The following is a 14,346-nucleotide window of genomic DNA, read 5'->3' on the forward strand; positions in this document are numbered from 1 at the left end:
TGTGATTGTCGCATGGAGAGGTGGAATCCCGATTCGGCACTTGCCGGACAGTCACCATCAATTGAAATGTCTGTGCTGCGATCCGGCGCGATTATTATTGCCGTCACCGGCTTTTTGTGGCAGGTTGAATCGGCTGTTCGTTCTGTCCCCTTTGAAAACTTTCTGAGCCACTGGTTCCCTTTTGCATCACTGCTCATATTCATTCTCAGCGATATGTTGCTGATTTGGGCTGTGATTAATAATACGCGGCGAGGCCTTATTACCGCACTGCGTGTGCCGATGTACATCATGTTGGTTTTCCTGATGTTGGTTTCAACCTATTGGGATCTCCCTCATAACCTCGTTGGAAATGCGCTCTGGTATAGCCCATTTTCAGGTTTAGCCCTCGCTGCATTTGCTCTGACAGTGCCACTCCACATCAGTTTGTCCGTGATGGTATTTGTTCCCGGACTTATTGCGGTCATTAATTCGTGGTTGCTGGGACACACTTTTTGGCTCGACATGTTGTCGGATGTTGGTTTCAATCTCATCAACACTTTTCCATTTGTGATTATTGCAGGCTCTGCACAACCCGTCGCAAGGCTTATTGACTTCACCTACGAGAACTCTCGGAAGGTCAATGAGAGAGCGGAGCGTATGCGTGTCCGCGGCGAGGCGATGAGCAGCTTCAACGCCTATGTCCATGACTATGTATTGGCCGCACTGTCTGCAATCGGTAAGGGCTCTAAGATTGACTTCTCGCTAGACGAGCAGACTGGGCTGTTTTTCTCGCCTCGGCAAACAGTAAGCGGTAGAACTTTTGCTGAGGCTGTACGGGCGCAATTGATGTCGGTGAGCCCCGACATTTCGGTAACGCTAGACACCAGCGAAGAAGGCGGTCCAGTTCGGCTGCCAGGAGAAGTTGCTAACACGTTCCTATTAGCCGCAACCGAGGTGGCAAATAATGCCAAGCGTCACGCAGGTGCCGCAGCGGAAAAGAAATGCCACATTCGTGTTGCCTCGGGAGAGGTGTCCATTGATTTTCGTGACGATGGCACCGGGTTCGACCCCGAGGGAATTGACCCGCATCGTGCAGGTATCCGGTTGAGCGTTAAAGGGCGAATGGAGGCCCTTCGCGGTGGAGATGCTCTCGTTAATTCAAAGCCTGGGAAAGGTACTCAGGTTATTCTCAAATGGCACGGTAATACCTCTCCTGTGGAAGAGGAAGATGTAGTCGATTCCTCCGCTCACACGACATCGCTGTATGACCTCATGGGAATGTCAATTGTTTTTTCCTGGCAGTTCTACGGCGCGATCGTCGGCGTGTTGTTCATGGTTCTAGTCAGTAATGGACAATTATTTACCGCGGCCGGGCAAATCAGTCTGGCATTAGCGATCGGCCTTCTCGGGCTGATTATGTATGGCCGCCATTCACAATTGCCGTTAGCCCGTGCAATCGTAACTGGTGTCGCGATCGTTGTATTAGCTGTGGTGGGGCTCTACCAGCCCATTCCAAATAATTTGGAATGGTCGTATTTCTGGCACTTTAGCTTAATTTCTTTTGCATCTGCATTGCTCGCCATCCGCGGCCGCCCCTGGGTTGCGCTGAATTCAGTGCTCGGTGGCGCGATCATGGTGGAGCTTCTCAAGTTCTTCCCCTTTGCCCCCTCGGATACGACCCACATCAGTATCTCTGGAGTTGACCTGTTAGTTCGCTCCGTGATGTTGGTCGCGGGAATTTTGACGTCCATCATGGTCCGCTTTTTTATGCGCACCGTTCCGCAGTCTATTCAGGATTATAATCGTGCGCTGTACGCTGCCGGGGCCGCCAAAGAGTACGAAATTAGCAGCCAGAGTAACTACGAATGGCTGCAGCGCCGGGTCGGCCCCATTTTTAGCGCCGCTGCAGTTTTGGAAGAACCGACCCCGCGACTGCAGTTGCGTGCGCGGCTTACAGAGCAGCTTCTCCGAGACGTCCTACGTTCGCCGCATCTAAATGTTGGGTCCCTTCACCAAGCTGTTTGGGACGCCCGCGCAAGAGGTGTTCATGTCCGGCTCCTCGATGACCGCAATCACACGCAGGCCGTTTCCGATAGCACCGATGTGCGCCGTATTCCGCTTGTCGACGACGATTCCGCGGTGGCCAAGTTGATGCCGAACTTCCTCGAAGCAATCGATAACGCCGAAGAAGGATCGGTAACAATTCGCCTATTGCCCCCGGGCAGACGTGCATTTGCATCTATTTCTGATGACAATGGAGTGCAAAGGTTTGATGAAGCCGGTGAGAGGATAGTGATGTCACGTGACTAGGGAGAATATTGCGGGAATGAGCAATGCTTCCATCGACGTCTCGGCTGCAATTGACTCCGACAACATCGGAGATTACAGCGTGCAGTCGGATCGTTTGCTTCGCGTTGCTGCGATTGATGATCATGCCTTGACTCTGCAGGGGCTCGAAACCCTGCTTTCTGCAGAGCCAGACTTTGAGCTCGTCGGCTGTTATCAAACTGTGCCGGAGCTACTGGCCGATGTGGGCACCGATGACCGCCTGGATGTGGTCGTGCTGGATCTACGGCTGGCGGATAATTCAGATCCAGCGCAGAACGTTCTGTCGCTGGAATTGGTTACCGATCACGTGCTCATCCTCTCGTCAGCTGAAAGCCCATACCTTGTCCGAAAGGCAGTGCGTACCGGAGTGATGGGGGTTGTGCAAAAATCGGAAACCCCGGAGACAATCGTGTCTGCAGTACGGCTGGCGGCACTTGGCAAGGGTGCGCTGACTACAGAATGGGCATCGGTAGTTGACTCTGATCCCCTGCTCGACTCTGTCGATTTGTCAGAACGCCAGCGTGAGGTACTGGAGCTGTACGCCTCCGGTGAGTCGACGAAGCGAGTCGCGTCGATGACAGGGCTGACACCGAACACCGTGTTGGACTACTTGGGCCGTATTCGAGCCAAGTATGCGGCAGCTGGCCGGGCCGAGAACAGCCTTAACAAGTCGGAGATGTATAGGCTCGCGCAGCAGGACGGTTACCTGCCAGGGCCAATGGATCCGTCTTAAGCCAGCTCGACGATTTCCATGTAGTCGTCGCTCCAGAGGTCTTCGGTGCCGTCGGGAAGCACGATGACGCGCTCGGGCTCTAGCGCCTTGACCGCACCTGGATCGTGGGTAACCAGAACGACGGCCCCGGTGTAAGTGCGAAGTGCATCGAGAACCTGTTCGCGGGACTGCGGGTCGAGGTTGTTAGTGGGCTCGTCGAGAAGCAGGACGTTTGCGCGGGAGCTAACCAGCGTCGCCAGCGCCAGACGCGTCTTCTCACCACCGGAGAGGGTTCCCGCTGGCTGCTGCAGCTTGTCGCCGGAGAACATAAAGGCACCGAGCAGGCTCCGCAGCTCCGGCTCGTTGACGTCAGGGCAGGCGTAGACGGTGTTTTCCCAGACAGTCTTGTCCGGATCAATCGTGTCGTGCTCCTGGGCGAAGTAGCCGATGCGCAGGCCGTGGCCGGAGACAATGCCGCCTTCGCCATCGGTGCGCTCCACACCGGCGAGTAGCTTCAGCAGCGTCGTCTTACCAGCACCATTGAAGCCGAGGACAACCACGCGGGAACCCTTGTCAATCGCAAGATCAACACCGGCGAAGACCTCCAACGAGCCATACATCTTGGTCAGTCCCGTGGCGTTGAGCGGAGTCTTGCCACAGGGCGCCGGCTCGGGGAAGGAAATGTGGGCGACCTTATCCTCGACGCGGACTTCGTCGAGACTGTCCATCATGCGCTCAGCACGAGCCACCATCTGCTTGGCCGCACGGGCCTTCGTCGCCTTCGCGCCTAGCTTCTCGGCCTGCTTGCGCAGTGCGCTGGCTTTCTTCTCCGCGTTAGCGAACTCACGGCGACGTCGAGCCTCATCGGTCGCGCGTGCCGACAGGTAGTTCTTCCAGCCCATGTTGTACACATCAGCTTCGGCGCGCACCGCATCGAGGAACCAGACTTTGTTACACACGGCCTCGAGCAGCTCGACATCGTGCGAAATCATAATCAAGCCGCCCTCATGCTTACTGAGGAATTCGCGCAGCCAGGTAATCGAATCCGCATCGAGGTGGTTCGTCGGTTCGTCGAGAAGCAGCGTCGTGGCGGACTTGCCCGAGCCTTCGGTAGCGGCGAAGAGAATCTGCGCAAGCTCGACGCGGCGGCGCTGACCACCCGAAAGCGTCTTCAGCGGCTGGTCGAGTACGCGCTCCGGCAACCCCAGCGCGTCGCAAATGCGGGCTGCCTCGGCGTTCGCCTCGTAGCCGCCGAGGTCGTGGTAGCGCTCCTCGAGACGCGAAAACTTCCGAATCGCCGCATCGCGTTTCGTGTCAGTGGTCGCGGTCTCCATGATCTCCTGTTGGCGATCCATGCTGCGGCGGATTTGGTCAAGACCTCGCGCCGACAGCACACGGTCGCGGGCGGAGATGTCGATGTTGCCCTCGCGCGAGTCCTGTGGCAGGTAACCAATCGAGCCAGAGCGCACTACTGAACCGCCATAGGGTTCAGTTTCACCGGAGAGAATACGCATAGTCGTCGTTTTGCCAGCACCATTTCGCCCGACGAGTCCAATCCGGTCTCCCGGCTGGACGCGCAGCTGCTCACCCGGCGCAGTGAGCAGGGTACGGGCGCCGACTCGGACTTCAAGGTCATGGGTCACAATCACGAACGAGTAGCCTACCAGTTATGACTTCATTTCCCGTGACCGCCTCCGTCGTCGGCCTCGGGCCCGCCGGAAGAATCGCCGCCCACCGTGCATCCGCTCGCGGCTGGGATGTCACCGCTTATGACCCAGCCGGTGGCACACTGCCCTCGACGATTGGTCTCTGGTGCGACCAACTCCCCGACTGGTTGCCCAGCGACTTCCTTGCCGCCACCTTTCAACCCAGCGTCATTCTTGCCGACGGCACCGAACGTCAGCTCGCCCGCAACTACGGCGTTGTTAACAAGGACTGCCTGCAAAAACTGGGCGGTTTCCACATCGAACGCCGCGCGCTCACCGATTCCGAAACCACGGGTACTGACATCACAATTGTCACCACCGGGCGCACGCACGCCGCAGTCGGGCGAGGTGGGCAGGTACGGCAGCTCGCCATCGGGCACATCTTTTCGCTTGACGACGTCCCCAGCGCCCACCGCCGCGCAGTTTTCATGGACTTCACTCCGGCTGAACCGGTTGACCCAGCGACAGAGCCGGCTAGTTTCTCCTATCGCATTTTCTTGGATGACAGGACCTTCCTCATTGAAGAGACCATTCTCGCTACTCCGACTCCTATGGTTGACGGGTATCGTGGCGAAGCCGGTGCGCCAGTCGGCAGCGGCGGTGAGGCCGATGACTCCGTACTTCTAGCGCTGTTGCGTAGACGCCAAAGTGCACGGTTGAAGTCCCTGGGGCTTTCGGAAGATCTGGCCATCGACGAAGAAGTGGTGTCCTTTCCCCTACTGGCAAACCTTCCCTCTCGCCGCGGTGACGTGACGCACAGTGGACCATCCATGGGCACTCTCTTCGGCTTTGCTGGTGGTTGGATGCATCCTGCCACTGGTTACTCGGTGGGTTCGGTTATCGAAGATGTCGACCGCTTCTTGGCCGATATGGAAAAGAAGGGAAGCCGGACGCTGGGGACGTCGTTAAGCATGCGATTGCAGCGATGGCTACGCGAACGTGGGCTCGCGGCGTTGCTGGGGTTCGATGCACGACAGACGGGTGCGTTTTTCCGGGCGTTCTTTTCGTTGCCGGAGAAGGACATTTTTGCCTATTTGATAGGGACATCCCCACTGACGACGCTTCGCGCTATGGCGAAAGTGGCCGTGCCTTTGCTGAAAATGAGTCCGCGTACGTGCGGAAAGCTCATCGCTGGGTTTGTGCGGGGACCTGGGAGATGGAGAACTCGTTGACCGGGAGCATATACATCAGCCGATTTGTGGGGTGATACCAACAATTAAAGCGGTGTGGTTTTTGCATTCACCGGAGTACAAACGCTTATGATAAATGAATGACTTCGACGCAATCTGAGGAGACTTCCTCACAAAACCATAAGCTTCAGCGCAGGCTGAGAGCTCGCCACCTGAACATGATTGCCATTGGTGGTGCCATTGGTACGGGCCTGTTTGTTGCCTCCGGTGCGACCATTTCGCAGGCCGGTCCAGGCGGTGCGCTTATCGCTTACGCTCTTATCGGCATCATGGTGTGGCTGGTTATGCAGTCTCTCGGCGAGATGGCCGCTTACCTGCCGGTGCCCGGTTCCTTCCAGGAGTACGGTCGCCGATACGTCTCAGAATCCTTCGGCTTTGCCATGGGCTGGAACTACTGGTTTAACTGGGCGATTACTGTGGCCGCAGAGCTCGTCGCTGCTGCGCTGGTGATGCGCTATTGGTTCCCGGATGTGCCTTCAATCATCTGGTCCGCGCTCTTCCTCGCGATTCTATTCGGGCTGAATGCCCTGTCCGCACGTGCATTCGGCGAGGGTGAGTTTTGGTTTGCGACCATCAAGGTCATTACCGTCATCGTCTTCCTCGTTCTTGGTGTCGGCATGATTTTCGGCATCTTGGGCGGGTCCTCCCCCGGCTTCGAAAACTGGACCACGGGCGACGCCCCATTCGTCAATGGCGGAATGGGACTGTTGGCTGTCTTCGTCGTAGCCGGATACTCCTTCCAGGGCACCGAGATGGTTGGTGTAGCAGCAGGTGAGGCCGAGGATCCTGAGCGTACGATTCCCCGCGCGATTCGCACTATCTTCTGGCGTATCCTGCTGTTCTACATCGGTGCCATCGCTGTTATTGGTTTCCTTATTGCGTACACGGACCCGAATCTTCTGAACGCCGCCGAGGACAACATTTCCATTTCACCGTTCACCCTGGTCTTTGAACGCGCAGGTATCGCGATTGCCGCTGGCCTGATGAACGCTGTCATTCTGACTTCGGTCTTGTCCGCGGGTAACTCCGGTATGTATGTGTCCACTCGTATGCTGTTTTCCCTGGCCCGCCAGGGACACGCTCCGCGTTACTTCGGCAAGCTTTCCGGGCACGGCGTTCCGCTGCGCGCTCTGATTGCCACCGCTGTGATCGGTATGGCTGGCTTCATTACTTCATTGGTAGGCGATGGCGTGGCGTACACCTTCTTGTTGACACTTTCTGCGCTCGCGGGCTTTATCACCTGGTTTGGCATCTCTTACAGTCACTACCGCTTCCGCAAGTGTCTGAAGGCCCAGAACATCCCGTTGGGTTCGCTTCCCTACAAGGCGAACTTTTTCCCTGCCGGTGCTGTGCTGGCACTGATTATGTGCTTCTTTGTGGTGGCCGGACAGGCACTTGATCCGATCCGCACTGGCGAAAATATCTTCGCTATCCTCACTCCGTACCTGGGTATTCCGGTATTCGTCCTGCTGTGGTTCATCCATAAGAAGGTCACGGGCTCCAAGCTCGTTGACCCGGCCACCGCAGACATGAGTCGCGAATAGCTGCGAAGAGCTGTGAATAGATGCGAGTAGCTATGCATCTCGCATCTAACTCTCACAACTTGGATTAGCAGTCGAAGACAATAGCGACCCCGCTTGGCACTTTTCAGCGCCAGGTGGGGTCGTTTTTAGCTCCGAGTCGGACAGCTCGAAAAAATTGCGGGGATGCTCGTGTGAATACGGGCTGCAGATGTGAAACTGTGCAATTTTATGACGCTTTCAGGCCATTTTTTGAGCCATTTTTGACATAAATGCAGTCAGTAACTCGCATCGCCCTACCGATCCCGGCCATAAACGCAGTCAGCAACTCAAAAAACAAACGAAAAAGTGCCTAGCTGAACGAGCCAGGAGCTCGTCGCCAAGCACTTTTAGCGTAGCGGTTCCCTAATCACCGCTGTCACTGATCATCTAGACCGAGAAACCGAGAGCGCGCATCTGCTCGCGGCCGTCCTCAGTGATCATGTGTGGGCCCCATGCCGGGGACCAGACCCAGTTGAGGCGGAAGTCGCGGATACCCTCGACCTTCATAACCTCGGAGGCAGTCTGGTCGGTGAGCATATCGGTCAGCGGGCAGGCCGGGGACGTGAGTGTCATGAAGATAGCGGCAATGTCGCCTTCTTCAATCCAGATGTCATATACCAGGCCCAGGTCCACGACGTTGACTCCAAGTTCCGGGTCAACAACCTCGTACATTGCCTCTTCAACCTGGATAGCCAGCTTGTTATCGGCTTCGGTCTGCTCCGGTGCCGGCGGGACGGTGATGGACTCGTACGCATCCCCCTCATCAATGGGAGCACCAGTAGTCATGGTGTCCTCGTCGACAGCATCAGGCTGTGCGGGCGAGGTGGCGTCATTAGCGATTGGTTCAGTCATGGCGATGGCCTTCCTCGTCATTGGTAACGGTTACAGTCGCGGTACCAACGCCGTTGCCTTCAGCAGCGTTGGCCAGGGCCTCAGCGGTTGCGGCCTGGAAAGCTTTCCATCCGAGAAGTGCGCACTTCACGCGGGCGGGGTACTTAGAAACTCCAGCGAAGGCAATCCCATCGCCGATAATGTCCTCATCGCCCTCAATCTTGCCTCGGGACGTGACCATCTTCTCGAACTCGGCAAGCTTGGCCATGGCCTCGTCGACAGTCTTGCCGACAATCTCCTCAGCCATAACTGAGGTGGAGGCTTGCGAGATAGAACAGCCCACGGCGTCATAGGAGACGTCATTGACGACGGTGAGGTCGTCGTTCAGAGTGACGCGAAGCGTGAGTTCATCGCCACACGACGGGTTGACGTGATGCACTTCCGTATTGAAAGGCTCCCGCAAACCCGCATGCTGCGGATGCTTGTAGTGATCCAGGATAACTTCCTGGTACATCTGCTCGAGCTTCATGTCCTTCTCCTTTCTTAAAGCTACGGGGTGACACCGAAGAACTTCTGTGCATGGCGCACTGCGTCGGCAAGCGCCTGAACGTCCTCTTCCGTGTTGTAGATGTAGAAGGATGCCCGGGCGGTCGACTGGGCGTTGAGGATTTGGTGAATTGGCCACGCGCAATGGTGACCGACGCGGATGCACACGCCCTGGTCGTCTAAAACCTGGCCAAGATCGTGCGGGTGAATGCCCTCGACCTTGAAGGAGACTGCAGAGCCACGCTGTTCTGGAGTAGTCGGACCGATGATGGTCACGCCATCAATTTCCTGCAGCTTCTCCAGTGCGAGCGCGGTCAGGTGGTGCTCATGAGCAGCTACCTTATCCATACCGATGGCATCCAGGTACTTCACCGCAGCACCCAGGCCGACGACCTGGGAGGTCATCATGGTACCCGCCTCGAAGCGCTGCGGAGGCGCCGCGAAGGTGGTCTTCTCCATGGTGACGACCTCAATCATCGAGCCACCAGTGAGGAACGGCGGCAGTGCCTCGAGCAGTTCCCGGCGACCGTAGAGCGCGCCGACCCCGTTGGGGCCGAGCATCTTGTGGCCGGAGAACGCCAGGAAGTCCACATCGAGCTCCTTGACGTCGACAGGCATATGCGGCACCGACTGGCAGGCATCGAGGACTACCAGCGCTCCGACCTCGCGAGCACGGCGCACCATTTCCTTCACATCGGTTACTGCACCGGTGACGTTTGACTGATGGGTAAAGGCCACAACTTTGGTCTTCTCGCTGAGCTCCAGCGAGTCCATATCAATGCGGCCGTCTTCAGTCACGCCATACCAACGCAGTGTCGCACCAGTGCGGCGAGCCAGCTCCTGCCACGGCACCAAGTTCGCGTGATGCTCCAGCTCAGTGACGACAATCTCGTCACCCTCGCCGACCTGGTACTGACCTGCGCGGTCGTCGCCAAGCACGAATGCCACTGTGTTCAACGCTTCGGTGGCGTTCTTGGTGAAGACCAGCTCGTCATAGTCGGCGCCGATGAAGCCTGCAATGGCTTCGCGGGCATCTTCGTAGGCGTCCGTGGCCTCCTCAGCAATCTCGTAGGCACCGCGGTGCACCGGTGCATTGTGGTGGGTTAGGAACTCCACCTCAGCATCGATGACTTGCTTGGGGCGCTGCGAGGTCGCTCCGGAATCCAGGTAGACCAGCCGCTTTCCGTCACGGACAGTGCGCGACAGAATCGGAAAGTCCTCGCGGAGTGATGGGCTGAGTAGTTCGGCGTTAGGCATTGATGTACTTCTCGTAGCCGTGCTCTTCCAGCTCGTCTGCAAGCTCCGGGCCACCGGAGGTGATGAAGCGACCATCGTGGAAGACGTGGACGAAGTCCGGCTTCACGTAGTTCAGGATGCGCTGGTAGTGAGTAATGATCAGAATGCCGCCGTCGTTTTCGTCCTGGTAGCGGTTAATGCCGTCAGAGACAACGCGCAGAGCGTCGACGTCCAGGCCGGAGTCGGTCTCGTCCAGGATGGCGAACTTCGGCTTCAGCAGGTCGAGCTGCAGAATCTCGTGACGCTTCTTCTCGCCACCGGAGAAGCCCTCGTTGACGGAGCGCTCGGAGAACGACGAATCGATCTCCAGGTCAGCCATTGCCTCACGGACCTCCTTGACCCAGTGGCGCAGCTTCGGAGCCTTGCCGCGGACAGCGGTTGCTGCAGAGCGCAGGAAGTTGGACATGGACACGCCGGTGACCTCGACCGGGTACTGCATTGCCAGGAAGAGCCCAGCGCGAGCGCGCTCGTCGACGCTCATCTCCAGCACGTTTTCGCCGTCGAGGAGAATCTCGCCCTCGGTGACTTCGTAACGCGGGTGACCTGCGATGGTGTAGCTCAGGGTGGATTTACCAGAGCCGTTCGGCCCCATCACAGCGTGGGTTTCGCCGGAGTTGATCGTCAGGTTGACGCCCTTCAAAATCTCCTTGGGCTCGGCGGACTCATCGGTCGGCAGCACCTGCGCGTGGAGGTTACGGATTTCCAAAGTGCTCATAGTGAAATCTTTTCCTTTAATCGGTGTAAGTGGCCTGTCCCCGGCACTTCCGGGTTGACAGGACGGAAAGGGTGAGAAAGAAGATAAGCGGTTAGAAGCCAGCGGTGTTGAGCTCTTCGTCAACGAGCTTTTCAAGCTTCTCGCGAACGGACTCGACCGGAATCAGGTTGATGACCTCGCTGAAGAAGCCGCGAACCACCAGACGGCGAGCGGCCAGCTCCGGAATACCGCGCGAGAGCAGGTAGAAGAGCTGTTCCTCGTCGAAGCGGCCAACGGTGGCAGCGTGCCCAGCACCGGCAATCTCACCGGTTTCAATTTCCAGGTTCGGAACTGCGTCGGCACGCGCGCCTTCGGTGAGCAGCAGGTTGCGGTTGAGCTCGTAGGTGTCGGTGCCCGTCGCTTCTGCACGAATGAGCACGTCTCCCACCCACGCGGTGCGGGCCTCACGATGAGCGACATTCGGCTCGCCCTGCAGCGCGCCCTTGTACATCACGTTGGAGCGGCAGTTCGGCACAGCGTGGTCGACCAGCATGCGGTTTTCAAAGTACTGACCGGCATCAGCGAAGTACACGCCCAGCAGATCGACGTCGCCGCCGGGTGCCGTGAAAGCAACGCGCGGAACGATACGGACAACCTCGCCGCCAAACGTTGCGACAGTGTGGCGCAGCGTAGCATCGCGGCCGACACGAACGTGGTGCGCAGAGCCATGAACGGCATCTTCGTTCCAGTTCACCATGGTCACGACGCCCAGCTTGGCGCCGTCGCCGATTACGAACTCGATGTTGTCCGCGAACGTGCCACTGCCTCGGTAGTTAATGACGCAGACGGCCTCGGCATGGGACTGCACGTCAATGACAATGTGGCCGTAGGACACCTTGTCCTCGCCCGGACCATCGATGTCGATGACGACAGGCTCCTTGGACACCGAGTTCTTCGCGAAGGTCACGATGTGCGCATCGTCGAAGTTGGAGTACGCCTGTGCTGCCACGCGGTCCGTTGGGGCGCCGGCGCGACCAAGGCGCTCGTCGTCACGCTTGACGACGTCCACAGCGACGCCATCCTGACCAGCAGTCTCGACCGAAATTGAGGCTGCAACCGGCTCTGCTGCGGTGCCGTTGTGGAGACCGCGGAGCTTACGCAGCGGCGTGAACTTCCACTCTTCATCCTTGCCATGCGGCACGGCGAAGTCCTCCACGTTGAAGGATGAGAAAACGTCGCCCTTGTTCGCCAGCACGCGACGGCTATGAGCAGCCTGGTTTTCGTTGTTAATCGTCGTAGTCATTGGTATTAACCGACCGAACCTTCCATCTGCAGTTCAATGAGGCGGTTGAGCTCGAGGGCGTATTCCATCGGGAGCTCCTTGGCGATGGGCTCGACAAAGCCGCGCACGACCATGGCCATTGCATCTTCTTCTTCGATGCCGCGACTCATCAGGTAGAAAAGCTGATCGTCAGAGACCTTGGAAACCGTTGCCTCGTGGCCGAGGGTGACGTCGTCCTCGCGGACATCCACGTATGGGTACGTGTCCGAACGTGAAATCGTGTCCACCAGGAGTGCGTCACACTCGACGTTGGAGTGCGAGTGCTTGGCACCCTTGTTGACCTGCACCAGACCGCGGTAGGCAGCGCGGCCACCGTTGCGGGCCACGGACTTGGACACGATGTTGGAGCTCGTGTGCGGAGCCATGTGCACCATCTTGGCGCCGGTGTCCTGGAACTGGCCCTCGCCAGCCATAGCCACGGACAGCACCTCGCCCTTGGCATGCGGACCGGTCATCCACACTGCCGGGTACTTCATGGTGACCTTGGAACCGATGTTGCCGTCAATCCACTCCATGGTTGCGCCCTCTTCGCACTTGGTGCGCTTGGTAACCAGGTTGTAGACGTTGTTCGACCAGTTCTGGATCGTGGTGTAGCGGCAGCGGCCACCCTTCTTCACGATGATCTCCACAACAGCCGAGTGCAGCGAGTCGGACTTGTAAATCGGAGCGGTACAGCCCTCGACGTAGTGCACGTAGGCATCTTCGTCGACAATAATGAGCGTGCGCTCGAACTGTCCCATGTTTTCCGTGTTGATACGGAAGTATGCCTGCAGCGGGATGTCCACGTGGACGCCCTTCGGCACGTAAATGAAGGAGCCGCCGGACCAGACTGCGGTGTTAAGAGCGGAGAACTTGTTGTCACCGGACGGAATGACGGTGCCGAAGTACTCCTTAAACAGCTCCGGGTGCTCCTTGAGAGCGGTGTCGGTGTCCAGGAAGATAACGCCCTGGGCCTCCAGATCCTCGCGAATCTGGTGGTAGACAACCTCAGACTCGTACTGAGCGGCGACACCTGCGACCAGGCGCTGCTTCTCAGCCTCCGGAATGCCGAGCTTGTCGTAGGTGTTCTTAATATCCTCCGGCAGGTCTTCCCAGGTCTGGGCCTGCTTCTCGGTGGAGCGAACGAAGTACTTAATGTTGTCGAAGTCGATGCCCGACAGATCCGCGCCCCAGGTGGGCAGCGGCTTGCGGTCGAAGATTTCCAAAGCCTTCAAGCGACGTTCAAGCATCCACTCCGGCTCGTTCTTCTTAGCCGAAATATCGCGAACGACCGCTTCAGACAGGCCACGCTTCGCGGAAGCGCCAGCGGTATCCGGGTCGTGCCAACCGAACTGGTAGGCACCAATGGACTCGATAATCTCTTCGTCAGTCTGCGGAGTGGCAGCCTTCGTGGATTCAGCCACGTCGGTGGAGTTCTCATGGGCGAGGGTCATTCTCCGCTCCTTTCTTGTGGCGATTCAGTAAGTGTCTTTGTTACGGGAGTGAGTGGGATATTCGTAGTGCAGATACCGTTTCCATCAGCGATAGTCGCCAACGGTTGGGTGTGCTGACCTAATAATTTACTAACGGCTTCATGCTCCGCCGCGCAGAGCTCCGGAAACTCGGAGGCTACGTGGCTAATTGGGCAATGGTGCTGGCAAATTTGCACGCCGCCAGTGTTCTGGTTGATAGTTGCCGCGTACCCGGCCCGTCGGAAAGCATCGACGACGGCCTCTACGACCTCTTCCTTCTCTGCGTCCTGCCCCACTGGGGTGACGCCGAGCAGAATGTCATCAATGCGCTGACGGGCAAACTGGGCAACTGCCTGCTCACCACCGGCCTTGCGCAGTGCGGTCAGAGCTGCACTGGCAAGATCGTCGTAAGCGTGCCCGAATCTAGCGCGGCCCCGATCTGTCAGGCGATAGGACTTTGCTGGCCTGCCTCGGCCCCGGGGGCCGGTGCTGGGTGCCGGAGCGGTTTCGGCAAGACCTTCGTCCACCAGAATGTCAATATGACGGCGGACGCCTGCAGCGGATAGTCCCAGGGTGTCTGCGATAAAAGTCGCGGACGCCGGGTTGTGTTCCAGAAGCAATTGGAGAATGCGCTTGCGCGTATCACCATCATTGACTGTCGGCTTCCGATCTGCCATGACTGGTGAGTCACCTCCTGCGATTGGACTGC

12 protein-coding genes are annotated in these 14,346 nt (G+C 58.0%); 4 read left to right on the forward strand and 8 right to left on the reverse strand.

What is annotated here, in order from left to right:
- Nucleotides 1-12 precede the first annotated feature (12 nt).
- On the forward strand, nucleotides 13-2,289 hold the full coding sequence (locus HMPREF2878_RS06630) for a sensor histidine kinase (protein WP_016422760.1): 2,277 nt from the start codon (nucleotides 13-15) through the stop codon (nucleotides 2,287-2,289).
- A complete protein-coding gene (locus tag HMPREF2878_RS06635) occupies nucleotides 2,282-3,040 on the forward strand; it encodes a response regulator transcription factor (RefSeq protein ID WP_224433497.1) in 759 nt (252 codons plus the stop codon). Before HMPREF2878_RS06630 ends, HMPREF2878_RS06635 begins: the two co-directional genes overlap by 8 nt.
- Here HMPREF2878_RS06635 and HMPREF2878_RS06640 read toward each other — a convergent pair.
- Nucleotides 3,037-4,668, reverse strand: a complete 1,632-nt coding sequence (locus HMPREF2878_RS06640; protein WP_038625400.1) for an ABC-F family ATP-binding cassette domain-containing protein — start codon at nucleotides 4,666-4,668, stop codon at nucleotides 3,037-3,039. The two genes, HMPREF2878_RS06635 and HMPREF2878_RS06640, sit on opposite strands and share 4 nt — an antisense overlap.
- A gap of 20 nt (nucleotides 4,669-4,688) precedes the next feature.
- Here HMPREF2878_RS06640 and HMPREF2878_RS06645 point away from each other — a divergent pair, with 20 nt between their 5' ends.
- Both HMPREF2878_RS06645 and HMPREF2878_RS06650 read left to right on the forward strand, forming a co-directional pair.
- On the forward strand, nucleotides 4,689-5,897 hold the full coding sequence (locus HMPREF2878_RS06645) for a lycopene cyclase family protein (protein WP_070653078.1): 1,209 nt from the start codon (nucleotides 4,689-4,691) through the stop codon (nucleotides 5,895-5,897).
- 98 nt (nucleotides 5,898-5,995) lie between these two features.
- Nucleotides 5,996-7,459 carry an amino acid permease gene (locus HMPREF2878_RS06650; protein WP_042388689.1) on the forward strand — a complete coding sequence of 488 codons (1,464 nt, stop codon included), beginning with the start codon at nucleotides 5,996-5,998 and terminating at the stop codon, nucleotides 7,457-7,459.
- A 405-nt stretch (nucleotides 7,460-7,864) separates the two neighbouring features.
- Here HMPREF2878_RS06650 and HMPREF2878_RS06655 read toward each other — a convergent pair whose 3' ends face one another.
- The 7 genes from HMPREF2878_RS06655 to HMPREF2878_RS06685 all read right to left on the reverse strand — a co-directional run bounded on the left by HMPREF2878_RS06655 (nucleotide 7,865) and on the right by HMPREF2878_RS06685 (nucleotide 14,314).
- Nucleotides 7,865-8,329, reverse strand: coding sequence for a metal-sulfur cluster assembly factor (locus tag HMPREF2878_RS06655; protein WP_016422755.1), 465 nt, complete (start codon nucleotides 8,327-8,329; stop codon nucleotides 7,865-7,867).
- A complete protein-coding gene (sufU, locus tag HMPREF2878_RS06660; protein WP_016422754.1) occupies nucleotides 8,322-8,837 on the reverse strand; it encodes a Fe-S cluster assembly sulfur transfer protein SufU in 516 nt (171 codons plus the stop codon). The genes HMPREF2878_RS06655 and sufU overlap by 8 nt, the downstream gene beginning before the upstream one ends.
- 20 nt (nucleotides 8,838-8,857) lie before the next feature.
- A complete protein-coding gene (locus HMPREF2878_RS06665; RefSeq protein WP_016422753.1) occupies nucleotides 8,858-10,111 on the reverse strand; it encodes a cysteine desulfurase in 1,254 nt (417 codons plus the stop codon).
- The gene (gene sufC, locus HMPREF2878_RS06670) at nucleotides 10,104-10,865 is read right to left on the reverse strand and encodes a Fe-S cluster assembly ATPase SufC (protein WP_070653080.1); all 762 of its coding nucleotides are present in this window, start codon (nucleotides 10,863-10,865) and stop codon (nucleotides 10,104-10,106) included. The genes HMPREF2878_RS06665 and sufC overlap by 8 nt, the downstream gene beginning before the upstream one ends.
- Before the next feature lie 91 nt (nucleotides 10,866-10,956).
- Nucleotides 10,957-12,147: a Fe-S cluster assembly protein SufD gene (gene sufD / locus HMPREF2878_RS06675; RefSeq protein WP_016422751.1), complete on the reverse strand. Its 1,191-nt coding sequence runs from the start codon at nucleotides 12,145-12,147 to the stop codon at nucleotides 10,957-10,959.
- A gap of 5 nt (nucleotides 12,148-12,152) precedes the next feature.
- Nucleotides 12,153-13,619, reverse strand: coding sequence for a Fe-S cluster assembly protein SufB (gene sufB, locus HMPREF2878_RS06680; protein ID WP_016422750.1), 1,467 nt, complete (start codon nucleotides 13,617-13,619; stop codon nucleotides 12,153-12,155).
- Entirely contained in the window at nucleotides 13,616-14,314 is a 699-nt protein-coding gene (locus tag HMPREF2878_RS06685) for a helix-turn-helix transcriptional regulator (protein ID WP_048734176.1), read from the reverse strand. Before HMPREF2878_RS06685 ends, sufB begins: the two co-directional genes overlap by 4 nt.
- Between the last annotated feature and the right edge of the window lie 32 nt (nucleotides 14,315-14,346).

This window comes from Corynebacterium sp. HMSC065H09, from assembly GCF_001812845.1.
Classification (GTDB): Bacteria; Actinomycetota; Actinomycetes; order Mycobacteriales; family Mycobacteriaceae; genus Corynebacterium; species Corynebacterium jeikeium_D.

What these genes read in the sequence shown, in the direction of transcription:
- HMPREF2878_RS06630 (WP_016422760.1), top strand. Translation starts at nt 13, where the DNA reads ATGGAGAGGTGGAATCCCGATTCGGCACTTGCCGGACAGTCACCATCA.
- HMPREF2878_RS06645 (WP_070653078.1), top strand. Translation starts at nt 4,689, where the DNA reads ATGACTTCATTTCCCGTGACCGCCTCCGTCGTCGGCCTCGGGCCCGCC.
- HMPREF2878_RS06650 (WP_042388689.1), top strand. Translation starts at nt 5,996, where the DNA reads ATGACTTCGACGCAATCTGAGGAGACTTCCTCACAAAACCATAAGCTT.
- HMPREF2878_RS06655 (WP_016422755.1), bottom strand. Translation starts at nt 8,329, where the DNA reads ATGACTGAACCAATCGCTAATGACGCCACCTCGCCCGCACAGCCTGAT.
- sufU (WP_016422754.1), bottom strand. Translation starts at nt 8,837, where the DNA reads ATGAAGCTCGAGCAGATGTACCAGGAAGTTATCCTGGATCACTACAAG.
- HMPREF2878_RS06665 (WP_016422753.1), bottom strand. Translation starts at nt 10,111, where the DNA reads ATGCCTAACGCCGAACTACTCAGCCCATCACTCCGCGAGGACTTTCCG.
- sufC (WP_070653080.1), bottom strand. Translation starts at nt 10,865, where the DNA reads ATGAGCACTTTGGAAATCCGTAACCTCCACGCGCAGGTGCTGCCGACC.
- sufD (WP_016422751.1), bottom strand. Translation starts at nt 12,147, where the DNA reads ATGACTACGACGATTAACAACGAAAACCAGGCTGCTCATAGCCGTCGC.
- sufB (WP_016422750.1), bottom strand. Translation starts at nt 13,619, where the DNA reads ATGACCCTCGCCCATGAGAACTCCACCGACGTGGCTGAATCCACGAAG.
- HMPREF2878_RS06685 (WP_048734176.1), bottom strand. Translation starts at nt 14,314, where the DNA reads ATGGCAGATCGGAAGCCGACAGTCAATGATGGTGATACGCGCAAGCGC.